Origin of the sequence: Sulfitobacter noctilucae (assembly GCF_000622365.1) — a bacterium.
GTDB classification, from domain to species: Bacteria; Pseudomonadota; Alphaproteobacteria; order Rhodobacterales; family Rhodobacteraceae; genus Sulfitobacter; species Sulfitobacter noctilucae.
This window is the reverse complement of the sequence record NZ_JASC01000014.1, coordinates 1,802,205-1,821,454: the sequence shown is the minus strand read 5'-3', so window position 1 is coordinate 1,821,454 and position 19,250 is coordinate 1,802,205. Positions and strand designations below refer to the sequence as shown.

Annotated in this window: 16 protein-coding genes; 9 read left to right on the top strand and 7 right to left on the bottom strand. The window is 58.3% G+C overall.

Features of this window, described 5'->3' with window-relative positions; genetic code table 11:
* Positions 1-8: 8 nt before the first annotated feature.
* The 4 genes from Z945_RS0118975 to Z945_RS19905 form a co-directional block, all read right to left on the bottom strand.
* Positions 9-311 carry an urease subunit gamma gene (locus Z945_RS0118975; RefSeq protein ID WP_025053667.1) on the bottom strand — a complete coding sequence of 101 codons (303 nt, stop codon included), beginning with the start codon at positions 309-311 and terminating at the stop codon, positions 9-11.
* A 1-nt stretch (position 312) separates the two neighbouring features.
* Complete coding sequence (locus tag Z945_RS0118970; protein WP_241434535.1) at positions 313-1,200, bottom strand: urease accessory protein UreD; 888 nt, start codon at positions 1,198-1,200, stop codon at positions 313-315.
* 107 nt (positions 1,201-1,307) lie between these two features.
* Positions 1,308-2,249: a DMT family transporter gene (locus Z945_RS0118965; protein ID WP_052862752.1), complete on the bottom strand. Its 942-nt coding sequence runs from the start codon at positions 2,247-2,249 to the stop codon at positions 1,308-1,310.
* Positions 2,249-2,944 carry a GntR family transcriptional regulator gene (locus Z945_RS19905; RefSeq protein ID WP_025053664.1) on the bottom strand — a complete coding sequence of 232 codons (696 nt, stop codon included), beginning with the start codon at positions 2,942-2,944 and terminating at the stop codon, positions 2,249-2,251. The genes Z945_RS0118965 and Z945_RS19905 overlap by 1 nt, the downstream gene beginning before the upstream one ends.
* Before the next feature lie 164 nt (positions 2,945-3,108).
* Between Z945_RS19905 and Z945_RS0118955 the strand changes: the two genes are divergently transcribed.
* From Z945_RS0118955 to Z945_RS0118925, 7 genes are all read left to right on the top strand, one after another.
* The gene (locus tag Z945_RS0118955) at positions 3,109-4,593 is read left to right on the top strand and encodes an FAD-binding oxidoreductase (protein ID WP_025053663.1); all 1,485 of its coding nucleotides are present in this window, start codon (positions 3,109-3,111) and stop codon (positions 4,591-4,593) included.
* On the top strand, positions 4,590-5,561 hold the full coding sequence (locus Z945_RS0118950) for an MBL fold metallo-hydrolase (RefSeq protein WP_025053662.1): 972 nt from the start codon (positions 4,590-4,592) through the stop codon (positions 5,559-5,561). The genes Z945_RS0118955 and Z945_RS0118950 overlap by 4 nt, the downstream gene beginning before the upstream one ends.
* A gap of 33 nt (positions 5,562-5,594) precedes the next feature.
* On the top strand, positions 5,595-6,542 hold the full coding sequence (locus Z945_RS0118945) for a Bug family tripartite tricarboxylate transporter substrate binding protein (RefSeq protein ID WP_025053661.1): 948 nt from the start codon (positions 5,595-5,597) through the stop codon (positions 6,540-6,542).
* Positions 6,543-6,614: 72 nt separating this feature from the next.
* The gene (locus Z945_RS0118940) at positions 6,615-7,040 is read left to right on the top strand and encodes a tripartite tricarboxylate transporter TctB family protein (RefSeq protein ID WP_161634104.1); all 426 of its coding nucleotides are present in this window, start codon (positions 6,615-6,617) and stop codon (positions 7,038-7,040) included.
* Positions 7,041-7,052: 12 nt separating this feature from the next.
* Positions 7,053-8,555 carry a tripartite tricarboxylate transporter permease gene (locus Z945_RS0118935; RefSeq protein ID WP_025053659.1) on the top strand — a complete coding sequence of 501 codons (1,503 nt, stop codon included), beginning with the start codon at positions 7,053-7,055 and terminating at the stop codon, positions 8,553-8,555.
* An 86-nt stretch (positions 8,556-8,641) separates the two neighbouring features.
* A complete protein-coding gene (locus tag Z945_RS0118930; RefSeq protein ID WP_025053658.1) occupies positions 8,642-10,270 on the top strand; it encodes a thiamine pyrophosphate-binding protein in 1,629 nt (542 codons plus the stop codon).
* A 78-nt stretch (positions 10,271-10,348) separates the two neighbouring features.
* Positions 10,349-10,894 carry a YaeQ family protein gene (locus tag Z945_RS0118925; protein ID WP_025053657.1) on the top strand — a complete coding sequence of 182 codons (546 nt, stop codon included), beginning with the start codon at positions 10,349-10,351 and terminating at the stop codon, positions 10,892-10,894.
* Positions 10,895-10,905: 11 nt separating this feature from the next.
* Here the strand turns inward: Z945_RS0118925 and Z945_RS0118920 are convergent, their stop codons facing one another.
* Together Z945_RS0118920 and Z945_RS0118915 are read right to left on the bottom strand one after the other, a co-directional pair.
* The gene (locus Z945_RS0118920; protein ID WP_025053656.1) at positions 10,906-13,986 is read right to left on the bottom strand and encodes an efflux RND transporter permease subunit; all 3,081 of its coding nucleotides are present in this window, start codon (positions 13,984-13,986) and stop codon (positions 10,906-10,908) included.
* Positions 13,983-15,077: an efflux RND transporter periplasmic adaptor subunit gene (locus tag Z945_RS0118915; RefSeq protein ID WP_025053655.1), complete on the bottom strand. Its 1,095-nt coding sequence runs from the start codon at positions 15,075-15,077 to the stop codon at positions 13,983-13,985. Before Z945_RS0118915 ends, Z945_RS0118920 begins: the two co-directional genes overlap by 4 nt.
* 424 nt (positions 15,078-15,501) lie before the next feature.
* Here Z945_RS0118915 and Z945_RS20750 point away from each other — a divergent pair, with 424 nt between their 5' ends.
* Together Z945_RS20750 and Z945_RS0118900 are read left to right on the top strand one after the other, a co-directional pair.
* On the top strand, positions 15,502-15,660 hold the full coding sequence (locus Z945_RS20750) for a hypothetical protein (protein WP_174412339.1): 159 nt from the start codon (positions 15,502-15,504) through the stop codon (positions 15,658-15,660).
* 189 nt (positions 15,661-15,849) lie between these two features.
* A protein-coding gene (locus Z945_RS0118900) for an IS3 family transposase (protein ID WP_152541145.1) occupies positions 15,850-16,960 on the top strand; the annotation gives its coding sequence in 2 pieces (ribosomal slippage) (positions 15,850-16,106 and positions 16,105-16,960; 1,113 coding nt in all).
* A gap of 328 nt (positions 16,961-17,288) precedes the next feature.
* On the opposite strand, the gene Z945_RS0118895 is transcribed toward Z945_RS0118900, so the two are convergent.
* Positions 17,289-19,142, bottom strand: coding sequence for a sigma-54 interaction domain-containing protein (locus Z945_RS0118895; protein ID WP_025053652.1), 1,854 nt, complete (start codon positions 19,140-19,142; stop codon positions 17,289-17,291).
* Positions 19,143-19,250: the final 108 nt, after the last annotated feature.

Genomic DNA, 19,250 nt, shown 5'->3' with positions numbered 1-19,250 from the left:
TGGTTGTATCAGCGGATGGGGTTGTGGACGGTCACCAGCTTGGTGCCATCGGGAAAGGTCGCTTCGACCTGCACGTCGTGGATCATCTCGGGGATGCCCTCCATGCATTGATCGCGGGTGATGACTTGAGCGCCGGCCTCCATCATGTCGGCCACGGACCGACCATCGCGCGCGCCTTCGACCACCGCGTCGGTGATCAGGGCGATGGCCTCGGGGTGGTTCAGCTTCACGCCGCGGGCCAGCCGTTTCCGGGCCACTTCGGCGGCCAGCGCCACCAGTAGTTTGTCTTTTTCACGGGGGGTCAGGTTCATGTCAGATCATCCAGGGTCGGGGCAGGGGGCCGCCTGACAGCTGCGTCAGGACGGGGATCAGGGATTGGCGCAGCACAAAGCTGTCTTCGGCCAACGCGCGGATCACGAGGGTATCGGGATGCAGCAAGCTGGCGCCGGAGTTAGGGCCAAGCAGGGCGCGGACCGGGGCGAGATGCGCTTCGGCATCCGGCGCAATATAGAGAACAAAGGCGAGGGCAGCCGCACCATTTGCGATGTCGCGGCGCGCCAGATGGGCGGCGATATCGCCGCTCATGCGGGTCGCATCAAGGACGTGCAGTTGACCGTTCCGCCGGACTTCGATGCGGTCATTGAACCGTGCAGTGTTAAGGGTTTCCCCCATCGCCCTGCGCCCAAAAACCAGTGGTTCACAAAGGAGCAGGCGGGCGTCGGCAGCCAGATCAACAGACAAGCGGCGTTCAAGGTTTGCACCCTGAAACAGGATGGTTTCCTGCGGCAACCAGTGTACTGATGCCCCTGCCTCGGCGGCTAGTCTGGTCGTGATCCGGCCTGGTTCGCCGGGTTCCGCGCGGTAGGCACGTTCGGCGGCTTGTGTCGTCAGGTGAAGCGCGGTGCCAGCCTGTGCTGTCGCCGTCAGGCTAAAGCGGTCGCCGCCTGTGACGCCCCCTGCGGTGTTGACGATCACCGCGTCGAGCGCATGAGTAGCGGGGCGGGGAAACACCAGTTTCAGCGATCCGGCCTGCCGCAATTCGTCTATGACCGAGCCTGCGCCGCGCTGCTTTGCAGATACAACAGCCTCCCCACGCGCGCGCGGGGGCGCGGGCGTCAGCGGACAAAGCGGATGGGGCAGAGGCGCGTTGATGGCACAATCCAGTTCAGTTGCAGCAAATCGGCAGATGCGATTGCGCAAAGTCTGTCAGAGCGTTTCTGGCACTTCCAGCATGGCCGCCTTTAAACGTGCTGGACTGCCTGCCAATGCGCCGCGCTGCCTAATAATTAGGCAGCAATGGCCAGTGTCTAGCCGGGCGGAGGGACAATCGGTTCGATCACGGCCCGCCGTGCGCTGCGGCGTTCGCGCAGAGCAATGAACAATCCCGAAGAGAAAATCACTGCCGCGCCGACCCAGGTATAGATGTCGGGGATTTCGGCGAAGAACCATGCGCCGATCAACGCGGTCCAGATGAGTTTCAGAAAGTCGAAGGGCATCAAGGCGGTTGGGTCCGTCTCTTTCAGCGATTGGCTGAGCGCCATCTGCGCAATGGTGCCGAACAGGCCGATCAGGACCAACCAGCCGAGGGTTTGCAGCCCGAAAGGCTCCCAAACCCAAAGCGCCGGAAAGATAGAAAACACGCCAAGGAAGATGCCCATATAGGCCACAATGGTCAGGCTCGATTCTGTGCGCGACAGCACTTTGATAATGACCATGGCCACGGCCCACAGGGCAGCAGACCCCAGAACCAGCAGGGCACCTGTGTCGAGCGCCACAAGACCCGGGCGCAGGATGATCAACATGCCGAGGAAACCCAGCGCAATGGCCATCCAGCGGTAGAGGCGAAAGCGTTCGCCCAGTACCAGTACGGCGAGCACGGCCATGAAGATGGGCGCGGTAAAGCTGAGTGCTGTGACTTTGGCGAGGGGCGACATAGACAGGGCGGTAAAGAACATCAGCATGGCCACGATGTTCACGATGCCGCGCAGCGCATGAAGCCCGATCCGGCGGGTGCGCAGGACCGTGAAGCGCGACCGCATAAGCAGCGGCATCAGAAAGGCGAGCCCGAAGATGTTGCGAAAGAATGCGATCTGGAAGGGCGGTAGTCCCTCCGACACATAGCGCACCAACCCGTGCATGATCGAAAAAGCAACGGTGGAGAGGCACATCAGCAATATGCCGTGCAACGCAGGGGTTTGCTTGCCCCAGGCCGCAGTGAGCCCTTGAAGTCTCAATGCCGGTGCACGCATCATGCTTCTAACGTCGCTGGGCTGATTTTACCGTCTTGAGAAGTCGACAAATTAGCGCGGAACGCTTCGGCCAGATGTCCGACATGTGCGGATAGTAGGCTGATAGCTCGGTCGGGATCTTTGTCCCTGACGGCATTAAGCACAAGGTGGTGTTCACTCAGCGAACGGTCGGTGTTTTCGGTCATGATCGTGAACAGATGTGTGCGCAACGCTTTAAGCGGGGAAATCATAAGGACATATGATTTGGCCAGCGCTCGATTGTCTGCTGATTCAATAATGGCGTTGTGAAACTGGTGATCGGCACGCGTGTACCCGTGGGGATCACCGGCGTCCAACGCCGACTGCATGGCATCGCAAGACGCTGCCAATTGTCGGGTCAGCTCTGACGGGTTGCGTGTGATGCCAAGGCGCACGGCTGCGGTTTCCAAGATCACACGATGTTCGCAAAGCTCATCAACCACATGCGAATCGGGCGTAAAAACAAACGACCCGCGCTTGGGCGAGATCACCACAAGACCTTCTGCCTGCAAAGCGGCAAGCGCATCGCGCACGGGCGAACGACTGACCCCCAGCAGATCGGCCAGCCGCTGCTCTGACAGCTTTGCCCCCAGGGCCAGTTCACCTTCGACAATCGCGTTCCGAATCTTATCGGCGGTGACTTCATTCAGCGATTTAGGATGCTCGACGGGTTGCATTCATGCGGGTCCTTGCTGCTCGGCGGGGCGTTTTTCGGGATCGTATCGCAAGAACATCTGACATGGTAGATGGTGCTTGACAGATATATCTACCATGTTGGATGGTAGTTTCATCGCAGGCGCGATGCGGCGCGTCGACAGCGTTGCCGCCGGGGGAGGGGAACATGACCTTACAGCAGGCCGCTGCAGATTTCGCGTCGCTATCCGATACGCTTTGCAGCATTGTCGGGGCGGCACATGTACTGACCCAAGCGAGCGATGTCGCCGGGTATCTTGAGGACTGGACGGGGCAGTACAGCGCCCCCGCGTTGGCCGTGGTGCGACCCGGATCGACTGCACAGGTTGCCGAAGTGGTCAAGCTTTGCGCGGCTGAGGGCATAGCGGTTGTGCCTCAGGGCGGACGCACCGGTTTGTGTGGCGGCGGCGTTCCACTTGTTGGCCAATCTTCCATTGTGCTGTCCCTGACCCGTATGAATGCCGTACGGACGTTGGATCCGGCCGGCCGAACAGTTACCGCAGAAGCCGGCGTGGTGCTCGAAAAGCTGCAAGCGGCGGCATTGGAGCATCAATTGATCTTCCCGCTGATGTTCGGCGCGAAGGGCAGTTGCACAATCGGGGGCAACCTTTCGACCAATGCGGGGGGCTCTAACGTAGTGCGCTATGGGACCACGCGCGAATTGTGTGTGGGGATCGAAGCGGTCATGCCCGATGGATCAGTGATCAATGCGCTAACGGGTTTGCGCAAGGACAACACGGGATACGATCTAAAGGACCTGCTGATCGGGGCGGAGGGCACGCTGGGCATCATCACCGCCGCCGTGTTCAAGCTGTTTCCCGAGCCGCGGGCACGGTCCACGGCCTTTCTATCGGTGCCGTCGCTCGACACGGCGATACAAGTGTTGAACCGGTTGCAAGATCACACCGGCGGTGCGGTCGTCGCGTTCGAGTATATGCCCAAGGCAGCGATCGATGTGATTTGTCAGGTCTTTCCCGAAACGCGCCGCCCTTTGGATGAGGACGCGCCCACAGGTATCCTGGTCGAGGTTGCCTCGTCCCGCCCCCGCGACGGCGAGCCTTTGGAGGATGGCAGCATCCGGCTTGAAGGCGAGGTGATGGCACTTTTAGGCGAGCTGATGGAAGAAGGTCTGGTGCTGGATGCCATGTTAGCCCAATCCGAGCAGCAGCGCGGCAATCTTTGGCAAATGCGCGAGCGCATTCTGGAATCGATCACCGACAATGGTCCGGCCTATCATTTGGATATCTCGCTGCCGCTCGCGCATATCGCCCCCTTTGTCGAGGCAATGGATCCGGTGATGGCCGCACTTGGGTTTCAACCTTTGACCGTAGGGCATCTGGGCGATGGCAACTTGCACTATGCGCTCTCTGCAGCCGCAGGTGAAACATGGGGTGATCTGCCGCTTGAGGCTGCCAAGGACCAGGTTTTTGCCAAGCTGACCGAGTTAAACGGATCCTTCAGTGCCGAGCACGGCATCGGGCAAAGCAAACTGCCGGTCATGCGAGATCTCAAAGAGCCCGCGCAACTGGCAATTATGCGCAGGATCAAAGCGGCATTGGACCCGCTTGATATTATGAATCCGGGGAAACTGATCCCGGATGTGAAAAAAAATCTTAGGGAGGATATAGAATGACAAGGTTTACTCAGAAATTCACAAATGGTGTCTGCGCGGCGGCTCTCTTGGCGTTTGGCGCGGCTGGCTCTGCTTCGGCTGAATCGATGTTTGAAGGCTGTCCTTCCGGACAGATCATGCAGAGCTTCATCAAGTTTGGCCAAAGCGGTAAGATGCCCCAGGATTTGGGCAAATGGCTGAACACGCCAGCCGATCAGGCGGTCGCGCCTTGGCAACCTTTTGACAACGTGGACTACATCGGCATCTGCTGGGTGTCGGCATGGTTGATCCACACCGAAGAGGGCGCTGTCTTGATCGACACCGCCTATGGGCCTTTTCAGAAGATGATTGTCGATAATATCGCTAAAACCGGCACTGACTTTGCGGATATCAAATATGTTCTGATGACACATGGCCATTTTGACCATGTGGGCGGGGCGGCGTCACTGAAAGAGGTGCTGCCCAATGCGCAATTTGTGATGACGCAGACAGGTTGGGATGAGGCCTTGGCATCCGCTGCGGAATCTCAGGGCGGCCCGCGTGCTTGGAATATGATCGAACCGGAAATCGTGGTCGCCGACGGGGACGAGATCACTTTGGGCGGTAATACCTTTACCGTGGTAGAGACGCCGGGTCATACGTGGGGGACGGCCTCGTATCTGTATGACGTACAGGACGGTGATGATACGTTTCGCGCAATCACCATCGGGGGGCTTGGCTTGAATGCTATCGAAGGTCCGTCACAGGTAGAGGCCTATATCGAAAGTGTTGACCGCGTGCGCGCGCTGGTCGAGGCTGAGGATAAACCCGTCAAAGTGCATCTGACAACGCATGGCTTTTCGGCTGGACTGGACGAGAATCGCAAACAGCACGAGATGCGCAAGGATGGCGAGCCGAATGTCTTTGTTGACCCACAAGGGTTGCTGGATCAGGTCGCGGGATTGCGCGAACGGGCGGTCAAACGGCTCGAAGTTGAACAATCCAAATAGGCACGACAGACTGAAAATAAGGGAGGAACCACCATGAAACTGAAGACAAAATTACTCGCCTTTGCAGCGGGAGCCATGATGGCATTGAGCGGACCTGCGATGGCGCAGGACTGGGCACCGGATGGGCCGCTGACAATCCAGATCGGTTTTGGGGCCGGCGGGTCCACGGACACGATGGGCCGTATTCTGGGCAAGGTGATGGCCGACAATACCGGCTGGAACATTATCGTGGAAAACAAACCCGGTGGCGGCGGTGTCGCTATGTTCACCGGCCTGTCGCAAATGCCGCCAAACGGTCAGACCATCGGCATGGGGGTGAGCATTCCGGTCCTGGTACAATTGGTCCAGCGCGGCGATCAGCTGCCCTTCGACACGACCAGCTTTGACTATCTTGGTACAATCGCCAAAGCGGAATTGGCGCTGGTGGCCAGCAAAGACGCACCGTTTGATGACCTTGATGGCATGATTGCCTACGCCAAAAAGCAAGGCGGCCTGCCGTTGGCTACGATGGCACCTCCTCAGGTGCTGATGATGAAAGCCACCAGCCGGGTCAAGGACGCGGAGTTCAACCTTGTCACCGCAGATGGCGGGGCCGAAGTGATGAAACTGATCCTGGGTGGTCAGGTGTTGGCGGGCTTCGGCTCGGGTGAGCACGTGCCCTATCTGGAATCCGGCGACATGAAAGTGATCGCTTCCGCAAACCAGTCGCGCCTCAGCTATGCGCCAGAGGTGAAGACCTTTGTCGAAAGCGGCGTGAATGCATTTGTCGACCCGGTGTTCTTTCTGGCGATGACAGGCGGCACTGATCCGGCTGCGGTTGCAGCAATTTCCGCCGCAATGGCCGAAGCCGTCAAATCTGACGAGATTGCGGAAATTGTGAAGAACGCCGTGCAGGGCGCGCCGATCAACATGGGCCCCGAAGGCACGCAGCAGATGATGACTGATGGTCTGGCCGCGGCTGAGGTTCTGTTCGCAGAATAAGCGAACTGCAACACACAGGCGCTCCGTGCCCGCACCGGCATGGAGCGCTTTTTGCATATGAAAGGGACCGCAATGAGCAGCAGTTCAGACCGTATTTCAGGCGCATTTTTCTGCCTCTTCGGACTGGCGATGTATTTTCTGGTCATCCCGGTCTACGTCGAAACAGCAGAGGGCGGCAGCCTAGCGCCCAACACGCTTCCCAATATCATTTCGATCATCATCGCCGTCAGTGGCGCGTTTCTGGTGATCAAACCAACCAAGCACCAGATGCGCGATCCGCGCCGGATGGCGATCACCGGCTTTTATGTGCTGCTGTTGATTGCAGGCATCTACGGGATGTCGAAGTTCGGGTTCGAGTTTGTCGCCCCCGTGCTTGCCTTTGCCCTGATGTGGATGATTGGAGAGCGCAGGCCGCTGTGGCTGATCAGTGGCGTGGTCCTGATGCCGGCCCTGATTTGGTTTGTGGTCACACAGCTTTTGGGGCGCGGTTTGCCATGAGGAACATGGATCATGGTTGATTTCGCGACAATCCTCGCCGGATTTTCCGACGCTTTCTCACTCTATAACCTGATGTTTGTTTTGCTGGGCGTGGTGCTGGGGCAATTCGTCGGTGCGGTGCCGGGCATCGGCCCGATCATGGCGATGGCGATTGCCATTCCCTTTACCTTCGGGCTTGATCCGCTGCCCGCGATTGCCTTTCTCGTCGGCGTAAACAAAGGCGGTCTGGTCGGTGGTGCTGTACCCGCGGTGCTGATGAATACCCCCGGCACACCCGACGCGGCGGCCACGGCGCTGGACGGTTATCCGCTCGCCAGACAGGGCAAGCCGCTGAAGGCCACCAAGATGGCGCTGTTTTCGTCGGTCACCGGCGATACCTTCAGCGACATTGTTTTGATCACCATTTCCGCACCTTTGGCCATTCTGGCCCTGAGGATGGGTCCGATCGAAATTGTCGCCCTGATGATCTTTGCCTTCTCGATCCTTGCAGGACTGGTCGGTACTTCGCTGACCAAAGGCATCATCGCCGCTGCACTTGGCTTGCTGGTTGCCTCCATCGGCACCGACCCCGAAAACTTTACCCCACGCCTGATCTTCGGCTTCTGGGATCTGTTTAACGGGCTGCCGTTGCCGTCGGTGGCCATCGGGCTTCTGGCGATTTCGGAGATCTTGCACCGGCTGTCTCTGGCGCATGGCAATGTACGGGCGGCGATCACTGTGGCCGACACCGGTAACCCCGATGACCGGCGTGTGACATGGATCGAATATTGGACCTGCCGCTATACCATGATGCGTGGCGCGTTGATCGGCACGGTTCTGGGGGCACTGCCGGGCATCGGGTCGACGGCGGCGGCTTTTATGTCCTACTCCATGACCAAGGCAGGATCAAAAGACCCCAAAAGCTTTGGCAAAGGCAATCTGCACGGCATCGCTGCGGCTGAATCGGCCAACTCGGCGGTGGTCGGCGCGAACCTGATACCGCTGTTGACTCTGGGCATTCCAGGCAGCGTAGGGGCCGCGCTGATCATCAGCGCTTTCATGATCCACGGGATGCAGCCCGGGCCGCTCTTGTTCGAAAACCAAGGGCGTCTGGTCTACGGTCTGTTCGGTGCGATGCTGATGGCTAATTTTCTGAACCTTTGGGTCGGGCAATTGGGTCTGCGGTTCTGGATCAAGGTCGTCTCGGCTCCGGAATCGATCATCTTTTCCTCGGCTTTGCTGCTGTGCTTTGTCGGGGTGTCGATGGCGACAAACGGGCTTTTTGGCGTGTCGATCATGCTGATCTTTGCAGTGCTGGGGTATGTCATGGCCAGCTTTGGCTATTCGCTGGTCATCTTCATCATCGCCTTCTTTCTGGGGCCTCGGTTCGAGAAATCCATCGCCCAGTCGCTGTCATTGACCAACGGCGATCTGACGCAGGTTTTCAAAAGCCCCGTCGCGGCGGCACTTCTCATACTGTCGGTAGCTTCGTTCATCTGGTTCTTGCGCAAGAACGTGCAGGACGACGCAGAATGACCAGAGCGCAACTTCGCAATTTACAAAAGCATCCGCGCGTGCGTCAGGCCGCGCAGACAGCCCAAGAGAGATAACAAGGGACAGAAATGTCAGAGAAAATCAAATACATGCATCAATCCATCGCGCAGGCTCTGAAGGACCACGGCAGCGATACGCTGTTCGGGCTGGTGGGGGATGCCAATCTGTTTCTGGCTAACCATTTTGTGACCGGGTGTGGTGGCACGATGGTCCCTGCGGCGCATGAAGGGGGCACGGTGCTGATGGCGCTTGCCTATACCCAAGTGACCGGCAAGGTGGGTATTGCTACCGTGACCCAGGGTCCGGGGCTGACGAACTGTTTCACGGCCCTGCGCGAAGGCGTGGTGGGGCGTCGGCCGATGATCCTGCTGTGTGGGGACACGCCGGTGACAGCACCGTTCCACATGCAGAACATCGACCAGCGTGAAGTGGTCACAGCCACCGGCGCGGGGTTTGAGCAGGTCAAATCGCCCGAAACCGCCGCCCGCGATGTGGCCACGGCCTATTATCGTGCGCGCAAGGAACGGCGGCCGATTGTTCTGAACATTCCGTCCGATTTGATGTGGGCTGAGGTTGCGCATAAGCCCGCTGTCTTTCCCTTTGAGCACGCCCCAACTGTAGTGACGGAAGGCACAGTGCACGAAAAGGCCATCGGTATGATCGCCTCGGCCAAGCGCCCGCTGATCCTTGCCGGGGCGGGGGCCGTCGGTGCGCGTGACAACCTGATCGCGCTGGCCGAACGAATGGAGGCCCCGCTGGCGACGACGCTCAAAGGCACAGGGCTGTTTGCAGGCCACCCCAACAACATCGGTTATTTCGGCACACTCAGCACGGCAGAGGCCTATGACGTGATCGCAGCAGCGGATTGTGTAATCGCCTTTGGCGCGTGGCTGCATATTCTGACGACGGATCGCGGCGCGCTGCTTGAGGGCAAGCGTGTGGTCCATATCAACAACAGCCCCGCCGACACAGGCCGCTTTTATCAGGCAGACGCTACGCTGATCGCCGATGCAGCGCTGACAGCCGACAACATCCTCTATTGGTTGGACGAGGCTGAGATTACGCCCTCAGGCTTTGCCAAGGAACTGCCGGATCACGATATTTCCCAGCACCCCAAGGGAGATGCCACAAAGGCACCCGAGGGCTGTATCAACCTAGAATTTGCGCTGGACCGCTTGAACGAAGCGCTGCCGCAAGACCGCATCATGTTGACCGATGGCGGGCGCTATATCACCGAAGTCTGGTGCCGGGTGCGCGTACCGGACCCCAACAGCTTTCATATGAGTGACAATTTCGCTGCCATCGGGCAGGGGATGCAACAGGCCATCGGCGCGGCACATGGCGCACCGGACCGGCCTGTGGTGTTGTTCACCGGGGACGGGGGATTCATGATGGGGGGCCTGAACGAATTCAATACCGCTGTGCGTACCAAGCGCGATCTGATCGTGATCATCTGTAACGACGCGGCCTATGGGGCCGAGCATATCCAGATGCTCGACCGGAAGATGGATCCGGGCCTGACACAGTTCACATGGCCTTCTTTTGCCGCTGTTGCGCAATCGCTGGGCGGGGAAGGGGTGACAGTCACCTCGCCAGAAGAATTGGAAAGCGCGATCGAGGCGGTAAATGCCCGCAGCGGCCCGATTGTCGTGGAGTTGAAGCTTGACCCCGACAGCGTGCCACGCATGCGTATCTAAAAGCGCTTTGTCCTTGTGCCGGCGGATCAAAGACGATCAGAAAGGGACATACACCCCTTCTGATAGTCTGGAACAGCTATGGCGCAGAATGCCACCATCTACAAAGTCGAACTTTCCGTCTCTGATATGGATCGCCACTATTACGAGACGCACAAGCTGACCGTGGCCAAGCATCCGTCCGAGACGGATGAGCGGCTGATGGTACGGCTTGTCGCTTTTGCATTGAACGCCCATGAGCATCTGGAAATGACCAAGGGGCTGTCCACTGATGACGAGCCGGACATCTGGCAGAAAAGCCTGAGCGGTCAATTGGATGTCTGGATCAGTTTGGGGCTGCCTAGTGAAAAGGTGTTGCGACAGTCCTGTGGCAAAGCGGAAAAGGTTGTCATCTACGCCTACGGTGGCAAGACCGCTGAAATCTGGTGGGACAAGGTGAAAAACAGCACCACCCGGTTTGATAATCTTGAGGTGGTGAACCTGCCGGAGGCCGAAACCGCAGCGCTGGCGAAAATCGCGAGCCGGGCAATGAAGCTTCAGGTCAATATTCAGGACGGTGAGGTATTGGTGAGCGCCGGGGATGACATGGTCTATGTGACCCCCGAACCGTGGACGCCCACAACCTGAGACCTCCTAGCTCACGCCTTTTCCAAGGCTCCCAATTCATCTTCCAACGCCTTCGCGCTTGAAGCGCGGCTGGCGGTCAGCCCGCTGACCAGCGCATAGGCCGCAGGGGTCAGAAACAGCGTGAACACCGCCGCCAGCCCCAACCCGCCGACAATGACCCAACCAATCGCCTCGCGGGCCTCGGCCCCCGGCCCGCTCCCAAGGATCAAGGGCAGGCCTGACATAACTGTGCAGATCAGCGTCATGGAAATCGCCCTCAGGCGCGCCTTGGCAGCCTCGAGTGCGGCCTCGATCACGGTACTGCCTTCGTCACGCAGCTGGTTCGCGAATTCGACCAGCAAGATGCCGTTTTTCGCCATGACCCCGATCAATACCAGAATGCCGATCTGGCTGTAGATGTTGATGGTGGTCCCGGTCAGCAGCATGGCATAGATCGCCGCACAGACGCCGAAGGGGACGGTCATCATCACAACAATGGCGCTGGTCAGGCTTTCGAATTGCGCAAGCAGCACCAGAAACACCACCAGCAGCGCGATGACATAGGTTGCCATCAGTGCCGATGAGGTTTCATCGAGCGAGGCGGCTTCCCCCAGAAAGATAAGGCCGATGCCATCGGGCAATTTTTCTTGTGACAGGGCGCGGACGTCTTCGATGACTTCCCGCAGGCTTACTTCGGGTGCGACAGAGGCGTCGATTTCGATGGCGCGGCGCTGGGCATGGCGGTCCAGCTCCGCAGCGACGCCTTTTTCCTCCAGCGTAACGATCTGGCTCAGCGGGATCAGCTCGTTTTCGTCAGAGCGGACGTAAAGGCTCATCAAATCTACAGGGTCGCGCACGGCTCCGGCAGCGGATTGCAGGATCACTGGCACGGCCTTGTCATCGATCGTCAGCTCCGCGATTTCGTCCTCGTCCACCAGCGCCCGTAGCGTGGCGGAGAGGGTCGACATCGGCACCCGCAGGTCAGAGGCACGGGCACGGTCCACACCGATGCTCAGCTGTGGTTGCGTCGCCTGATACTGAATACGTACGCCTGACAGGCCCGCAACCTCGTTCAGGTCTTGCGCAAAGGCATCAGCCGCCGCGGCGATTTCGGGGTAATTCGGTCCGGTCAGCGCAATGCTCAGCCCACCACCCGATGATCCTCGCAACCCAAGGCTGTTGCCGCTGCGGATGCGGCTTTGCGCGCCCGGGATCCGGGCCAGCTTGCCGCGAATTTCAGCTTGAATATCTGCCTGAGACATCTCCCGGTTTTCCCAGGGGATCAGACCCATCGTTATTGCGCCGCGGTTCAGGTCGTACCGCCCAGTGATGGAGTAGAGCGGTTCGCCTACGCCCATGTCGACATAGGGCTGCAGGATTTCTTCAACCTGCACCACCTGACGGTCGGTGTAATCAAGGCTGGTGCCATCCGGCCCCTGTATCCAAACCGAGACCTGCCCCCGATCCTCCGGCGGAACCAGCTCTTCGCCCAGATCGCCGTAGACCAGTAACGCGCCACCGGCGAGGATGCTGGCCGCAACAATCGTGACCAAGGGTGCGCGGGTCATCGGGCGCACTATGGCGGCGTAGAGTTTCGCAATCCAGATACCCGGTTTTGCAAACAGCCCGCCCCCCTTGCCCAAAGGATCGCCCAAGGAAGCCAGCATCGGACACATGGTCAGTGCCACAAAGGACGAAATGACAACGGTAAAGGCCAGTACGAAACCGAATTCGGTAAACAGCCTGCCTGCTTCACCGGGCAGGAACGAGATCGGCACAAAGACCGCAATCAGCGTGATGGTGGTGGCGATCACGGCAAAGAACACCTGACCCGAGCCCAGAACAGCGGCGGCTTTTGGGCCCATGCCTTCCTGTCTGCGGCGCTGGATGTTTTCGGTCACCACGATGGCGTCGTCTACAACCAATCCGGTCGCCAAAACCATCGCCAGAAGGGTGATCAGGTTGATGGAGAAGCCCAGCAGCCAGATGCCCGCCATCGAACCGATCAGGGCGATAGGGATGGTGATCGCAGGGATCAATGTCGCAGAAAGCCTGCCGAAGAACACCCACATCACGGCAATCACAATGATCAGCGAAAGGGCGAGTGTTTTGACCACCTCGGCGATGGAGCCTTTGATGAACACCGCCGCATCGCTGGTAATCTGGAACCCCAGATCGGGAAAGCGCAGCTTGAGCCTTTCGACAGCAGCGGCCATCTGATTAGAGATGCTGACCGTGTTTGATTGCGCCTGTCGCACGATGCCGAGGCTGATGATCATCCGGCCATCCAACCGCGCCACGCTTTCGGGGGAGGCGAGGCCGAAAAAGACGGTTGCCACATCGCCCAGCCGAATGTTGTCGCGCAAGATCAGGTCTTCGATCCGTTCCGGGCTGGACACGGTTGCATCGGCACGGACCAGTACCTCCAATGCGCCAGAACCAAAGCTACCCACAGGCACATCGAATTGCGCTGCGCGCAGCACCTCGGCCACCTCGCCGATCGACAGCTCGAAAGCGGCCAAGCGGTCAGGGCGCACTTCAACCCGCAAGACCTGTGCTCGGTCCCCAAACAGCGCCACCTCGGCCACGCCATCAAGGGCGGTGAATTCGGTGGCGATTGCGTCTTCGACAAGTCGGGTGAGCTCGTCAATGGACCTTGTGTCGCTCCAGACCGCGATATCGACAATCGGGTCGGCATCCTGTTCGGATTTTACGACAAAGAGGTCTTCGACACCGGAGGGCAGACGGTTTTCCACCCGTGCCACTGCCTCGCGCACATCGTTTGACGCATTGTCCAGATTGCGGCTGGGGGTGAATTCGACCCGCATGCGAAAATTGCCTTCTTCCGAAGACGTCCGCACGGAGCGCACACCCGCCACACGGGCCACGGCCCCTTCGACTAATGATGCGACCTCCGCATCCACGGTGGTGGGAGAAGCCCCCGGGTAATTTGCGCGGACCGTCACGATGGGCCGGTCCACATCGGGCAATTCCCGCACTTCGATGCCCCACAGCGAACCGATGCCCGCAAGGACGATCAGCAAACTGCAAACGGCCGCCAGATAGGGGCGGCGCACGCTGAGATCGCTGATGCCTTGACCCGCGAATTTCATGTGCTAGGGCCTTCGGGCGCGTTCAGCACATTGACCTTGGTCCCGCTGCGCAGCCTTTGCGTGCCCTCTACCACCACCAGATCACCCTCGCTTAGCGGGCCGTCGACGATCACCAGCCCCCCCCGGCGGCGCACCAGACGCACCTCGACCTGTTCAGTGACACTCTCGGTCACACGCCATACCTTGAGTGCGCCATCGGCAAATTGCAGTGCCAGCTCAGGCACCGCAGGAAATGTATCGCCCGGCAGATCCAGTTGCAGCGCAAAGGACGCGCCTGGCCGCAAAAGGTCTGCCGTATTGTCAATGGCGACCCGGACCCGTGCCGTGCGGGTGGTGGGGTTGATGCGACTGTCGATAGCGCTGATCTGGCCTTCGAAGCTGCGCCCTTCAACAGAAGGCGTGCGGGCTGTAACGCCAAGGCCGATGGACACGCGGCTGAGTAAAGCCTCGGGCAGATCGAATTCCACCAGAATACTGCTGCGGTCATCATAATTACCGATGGTGTCATCGGTGGCGATCCGGTCGCCAATCTCAACAGATGCGAGGCCGGTGATTCCGTCAAAGGGCGCACGCAGGACACGGTTGCTCAGGTCTTCCTCGGCCCGTTCGAACTCGATCTTGGCTACTTGAAAGTTGGTCTGCACCTCTTCCAAACGGCTGGCAGAGGCGACGCCGCTGCCTTGCAAACGGCTGAACCTGTCGCGTTCATCACTGGCCTGATTCAGCCGCGCCTGTGCCAGAGACACGGCAAAACGTTCATCGGCATCTTCCAGACGCATCAGGATATCGCCTTGGGCGAAGTTGCGGCCCGGTGCGATGTTGAATTCGGTGATAGCACCGCTGGCGGGCGCGCGCAGGGTAATGGACCGGAAGGCAAAACCGGTGCCGATGGTCGAGAGGCTTCGGTCATCCTGAACGCTGGTGGTTTGCGCCGCGATCACGGGGATACCATCCGCTTGGGCCTGACGCTGCGGGGCAGGGGCAGCCGACGCCCTCCAGAGGTTCATCAATCCTTCTCGGTTCTGCCAGGAAAGGGCAGCACCGGCGATCAGAACGGCGCAGATCACAAGTTGTTTCCAGAAAGAGGTCATGCTTACCGTCCGCCGTAGGTCAATTGGATTGATGGCGACACGATAGCGCAATTTTACCAAAGGTCACGCACAAGCGCGTGATGGTGCTTGGTCCGTGCATTGAACCAAAAGACTGCTGTTTTGGACCAGCTTGGTTCGGAAGACGCAAGCCCGTGTACAATGTTCCGATCCGACCTCATTCCGCCGGCACTGGGTTGCGCGAAATTGCAGGAGATACCCTGTCAGATATTTGACCTCAGAACGAGCATGACATAGGTCGGATCACGCCGAGCGGGCGTTGTTTAATGGTAAGACCTCAGCCTTACAAGCAAGTGACCTAGGTATCACCCTGTCGCATATTACCCTTAAATGTATGGTTCAATTGACTTATTTTTGGCATAGTGCATCCTGTTGTCACCTACTGTTTGATGTTGTAGCCGACAAAATGCCAAATCTCACCGACACCTATGTAAAGAAGCTCCCCGCTGCTGAAAGCGGCACGAAGAAGTTCTGGGATGGCGAAATCAAAGGCCTTGTGCAGCGGCTGGGGGAAACAACAATCGCTGATGTGCACCCCAGTTCATGCAACTACTGCGGCAGCTGAGCGTCATGCGCTTTATTTATTGAGAAACTGCGACACAAAAGGTAGCGAGCATTTGCTAAAGCAGCCGTTCGTCAACGTTTCGAGCGTTTCAGATAAGATTCTTGCTTAAGAGGGGCAAAAATCCTTGACCTGCTCGCCTGAAAAGTGCGCAGTTTTGGGTTAGTCTGTTCCTATCGAAGGAGACAGACGATGAAGCGATCAAGGTTCACGGAAGAACAGATCATCGGTATTCTGAAGGAGCATCAGGCAGGGCTTGGCGCGAAGGAGCTGTGTCGTAAGCACGGCCTCAGCGATGCGACCTTTTTTAAATGGCGTGCCAAGTTTGGCGGCATGGAAGTGTCAGATGCGAAGAAGCTGAAAGGGCTGGAGGCCGAGAATGCAAAGCTCAAGAAGCTGCTGGCCGAACAGATGATGGACGTGTCTACATTGAAGGAAATGCTGGGAAAAACTTCTGAGGCCTGTTGCGCGGCGGCGTGCCGTGGACTGTGCCATGACACAGAAGGGATACCGTCAGCGGCGGGCCTGCGCTTTGGCAGGGATCGATCCGCGTGTCCATCGGCGACTGCCGACCCGATCGGAAGATGCTGACCTGCGGGCACGATTGAAGGACCTGTCTTCTGAGCGGCGACAGTTCGGGTATCGACGTCTGCATTTTCTGCTGCGGCGCGAAGGCTGGTCTGTGAACTGGAAGAAACTCGACCGGATCTACAAAGAGGAGGGGCTGACCGTGCGCAAACGCGGTGGCAGAAAGCGTGCCTTGGGCACCAGATCCCCGATGGCGATCCCACAGGGGCCGAACCAGCGGTGGAGCCTCGACTTCGTCTCCGACAGCCTGTCCTGCGGCTGCCGGTTCCGGATTCCGAACGTGATCGACGACTTCAGCCGGGAATGTCTGGCGGCCGTTGTCGACACATCGCTGTCCGGCATCCGGGTTGGCCGGGAACCGGACCGGAACGCAGAGATGCGAGGCTACCCCTGCAGGGTGGTCGGCGACAATGGGACGGAGCTGACTTCCAACGCCATCCTGAAATGGCAGGAGGACCGCAAGGTCGACTGGCACTACATCGCGCCGGGCAAGACGATGCAGAATGGCTTCGTTGAAAGCTTCTACGGTCGCATGCGCGATGAACTGCTAAACGAGCACCTGTTCGACAGCTTGCGCCATGCCCGCAATTTAGGGGCGGCATGGCGCGACGACTTCAACCACCACCGCCCACACTCAAGCCTGACTGGCATGACACCGTGGGAATATGCTAATCGGTCAAAGGAAGACCAGAACCTGAACAGAGCTAACTCATAATCGAGGACTCTCAGGGAGCAGGTCACTTTCTTTGAGTTGTCCCGATGACTGCTGTCAGCTCAAAACAGACTCTCGCCCGTTGACGCGAATTTACGATAGCTGACCTTCGCCGCGCAGGTCGCGAACCGCTAAGATGCGGGACAAACCGGCCTTTTGCTCACGCAGCTACTGCTGACGCAGCATTCTCTCGCTGGTGCAGCAACGTTTTCGGCGCTGCGTAGCATATGTCGCGAGATCGGTCGTTCACAGGTGTTGGACTTGTCCACGCCTCGAACAAGCTTTCCGGCTGTAGCCGTTTAATTGAAAGAGTGAATGAGCGGTCGATGTTTTACCAATCGCTCTCACTCAGTCCAAGTTTTTTGAGCCGCGAGTAGAGCGTGGTCGGTTTGATCCCAAGCAGTGCTGCTGCACCGTCTTTTCCAGCAACCCGGCCGTTTGCTTCTTTCATACAAGCAACGATGTTGGCTCTGCGGAATTGTTCTACATCAGCTTCCGTTAGTAACGCGGAAGTCGGCATAGCACCCGGTACAACATGGCTTTGGATCTCTACTTGCAATTTGTTGGATTGTGAAACAATGGCACCGCGTTCAATCACGTTGGCTAGTTCGCGCACGTTTCCTGGCCAATGGTAGTCTTGCAGCCTGCGCATTGCGCCTTCTGTTACGATTGGCACCTTGCGCCCGAGCCGTTTGCAAGCGATGCGCAGAAGGTGAGCTGTCAGTATTGGAATGTCTTCGGGACGAACCCGCAACGGCGGACAGAAAATGGGAAATACACCAAGGTGCAGCATCAAGTCTTGTCTCAAGCGGCCCGCCTGTACCTCGCGGTCAATGTCTCTGGTCGTTGATGCGATGATACGCAGGTCAAGGCTACGGGCACGGTCATCTCCTAAGCGGACAACCTCACGTTTCTGAAGGGCATCGAGAAGGTGCCCTTGAACTTCCAAGGGAATGTCCGCGACCTCATCAATGAATAAGGTTCCGCCATGCGCCAGTTCCAGTTTGCCTGGCCGATCTTTCAGCGCACCGGCGAAAGCCCCACGAACCTGCCCGAACAACTCGCTTTCGATATTCTCGGGATTCACGGCCCCAGCCTTAAGATGGATCATGGGGCGGCGCTTGCGGTTGCTTTCATCATGAACAGCGGACGCCACAAGAGACTTACCAACGCCGCTTTCGCCCCGGATCAGAACGTTTGCGTCGGTCGGTCCTACAAGCTCAATCTGTTTGATGATCCCCTGTATCGCCTCAGAGCGCCCGATGATGTCATGATGAGCGCGTTCGATGTTGATAGCTTCCTGAAGGTACGCGTTTTCCTCTTCGAGCTGATCGTGAAGGGCCGCGACCTGATCCATCGCCTCGCGCAATTTCCGCTCGCTCTCCCAGCGTTCTGTTATGTCGCGAAAGATCACCACCGCGCCGACCAACTGGGTGCCGTCATAGATCGGGGTCGAGACATATTCGACGCGGATCGGTTTGCCGTCCTTGCGCCAGAACACCTCGTCCTCGATCCGTTTCACCTGTTCAAATCGGAAAGACTGGTAGATCGGACATTTATGTGAGGGGTAATGCTCTCCGTTTAGGTGATGATGGTGGATCTTCGAATGGATATCATGACCGAGTAGATCCTCATTGGTCCATCCGAGCATCTCTTGAGCGGCTCTGTTCACAAAGGTTGTCTTGCCATCAGCATTGACCCCATAAATGCCCTCGCCAGCGGCGTTGAGGATCAATTGGTTTTCACGTTCGAGATCAGAAAAGAAACTCTGCGCCCTTTGCCATTCTAGCAAACCGCCGTTGTATAGGTTGCCTGCAGCGGTGTCGGCAGCGCGGCGTTCGAGGGTTTCAAAGTCGAGCATGTGAAGCAGCAACAGGGGGCGTCCTTCGTGGCGAACCGCCCGCCCCGTGATCTCGCTGTTAAGAGATTTTTGATTTGCGCTTTGCAGGGTTACTCGTCGTGTCCTTGCCACACCCCGGTGCTCGACCTCAGTGAGGAAGACAACGAACATATCCAGTCCATCGGCGATGAACGGGGCGAAATTGGCACCCGTCAGGTCGTCTGCAAGCAGTGATTGAGCTTCTGCCGTCGTGGCCAGAATGAGATCTTGGCCAAGATCAATCAGAAGGGTCGGACCAAATGCCCCGGCAAGAAAAGAATCGTAAGATGTATCGGTATCGAGCATCCTGTTATGCGGACCGCAAACGCACAAAGCTGCAATACGAAATTTCGTAAATTACGAATTATCGTAACCTTTTCGGCTGCCAATCTTCTGCATTGCACTGAAATTAAT

Bases quoted from the DNA above. Each gene is read 5' to 3' on its own strand.
- Z945_RS19905 (WP_025053664.1), bottom strand. From the start codon at position 2,944: ATGCAACCCGTCGAGCATCCTAAATCGCTGAATGAAGTCACCGCCGAT.
- Z945_RS0118950 (WP_025053662.1), top strand. From the start codon at position 4,590: ATGACAAGGTTTACTCAGAAATTCACAAATGGTGTCTGCGCGGCGGCT.
- Z945_RS0118915 (WP_025053655.1), bottom strand. From the start codon at position 15,077: ATGACCTCTTTCTGGAAACAACTTGTGATCTGCGCCGTTCTGATCGCC.
- Z945_RS0118930 (WP_025053658.1), top strand. From the start codon at position 8,642: ATGTCAGAGAAAATCAAATACATGCATCAATCCATCGCGCAGGCTCTG.
- Z945_RS0118965 (WP_052862752.1), bottom strand. From the start codon at position 2,249: ATGCGTGCACCGGCATTGAGACTTCAAGGGCTCACTGCGGCCTGGGGC.
- Z945_RS0118955 (WP_025053663.1), top strand. From the start codon at position 3,109: ATGACCTTACAGCAGGCCGCTGCAGATTTCGCGTCGCTATCCGATACG.
- Z945_RS0118925 (WP_025053657.1), top strand. From the start codon at position 10,349: ATGGCGCAGAATGCCACCATCTACAAAGTCGAACTTTCCGTCTCTGAT.
- Z945_RS20750 (WP_174412339.1), top strand. From the start codon at position 15,502: ATGCCAAATCTCACCGACACCTATGTAAAGAAGCTCCCCGCTGCTGAA.
- Z945_RS0118935 (WP_025053659.1), top strand. From the start codon at position 7,053: ATGGTTGATTTCGCGACAATCCTCGCCGGATTTTCCGACGCTTTCTCA.
- Z945_RS0118945 (WP_025053661.1), top strand. From the start codon at position 5,595: ATGAAACTGAAGACAAAATTACTCGCCTTTGCAGCGGGAGCCATGATG.
- Z945_RS0118940 (WP_161634104.1), top strand. From the start codon at position 6,615: ATGAGCAGCAGTTCAGACCGTATTTCAGGCGCATTTTTCTGCCTCTTC.
- Z945_RS0118895 (WP_025053652.1), bottom strand. From the start codon at position 19,142: ATGCTCGATACCGATACATCTTACGATTCTTTTCTTGCCGGGGCATTT.
- Z945_RS0118975 (WP_025053667.1), bottom strand. From the start codon at position 311: ATGAACCTGACCCCCCGTGAAAAAGACAAACTACTGGTGGCGCTGGCC.
- Z945_RS0118920 (WP_025053656.1), bottom strand. From the start codon at position 13,986: ATGAAATTCGCGGGTCAAGGCATCAGCGATCTCAGCGTGCGCCGCCCC.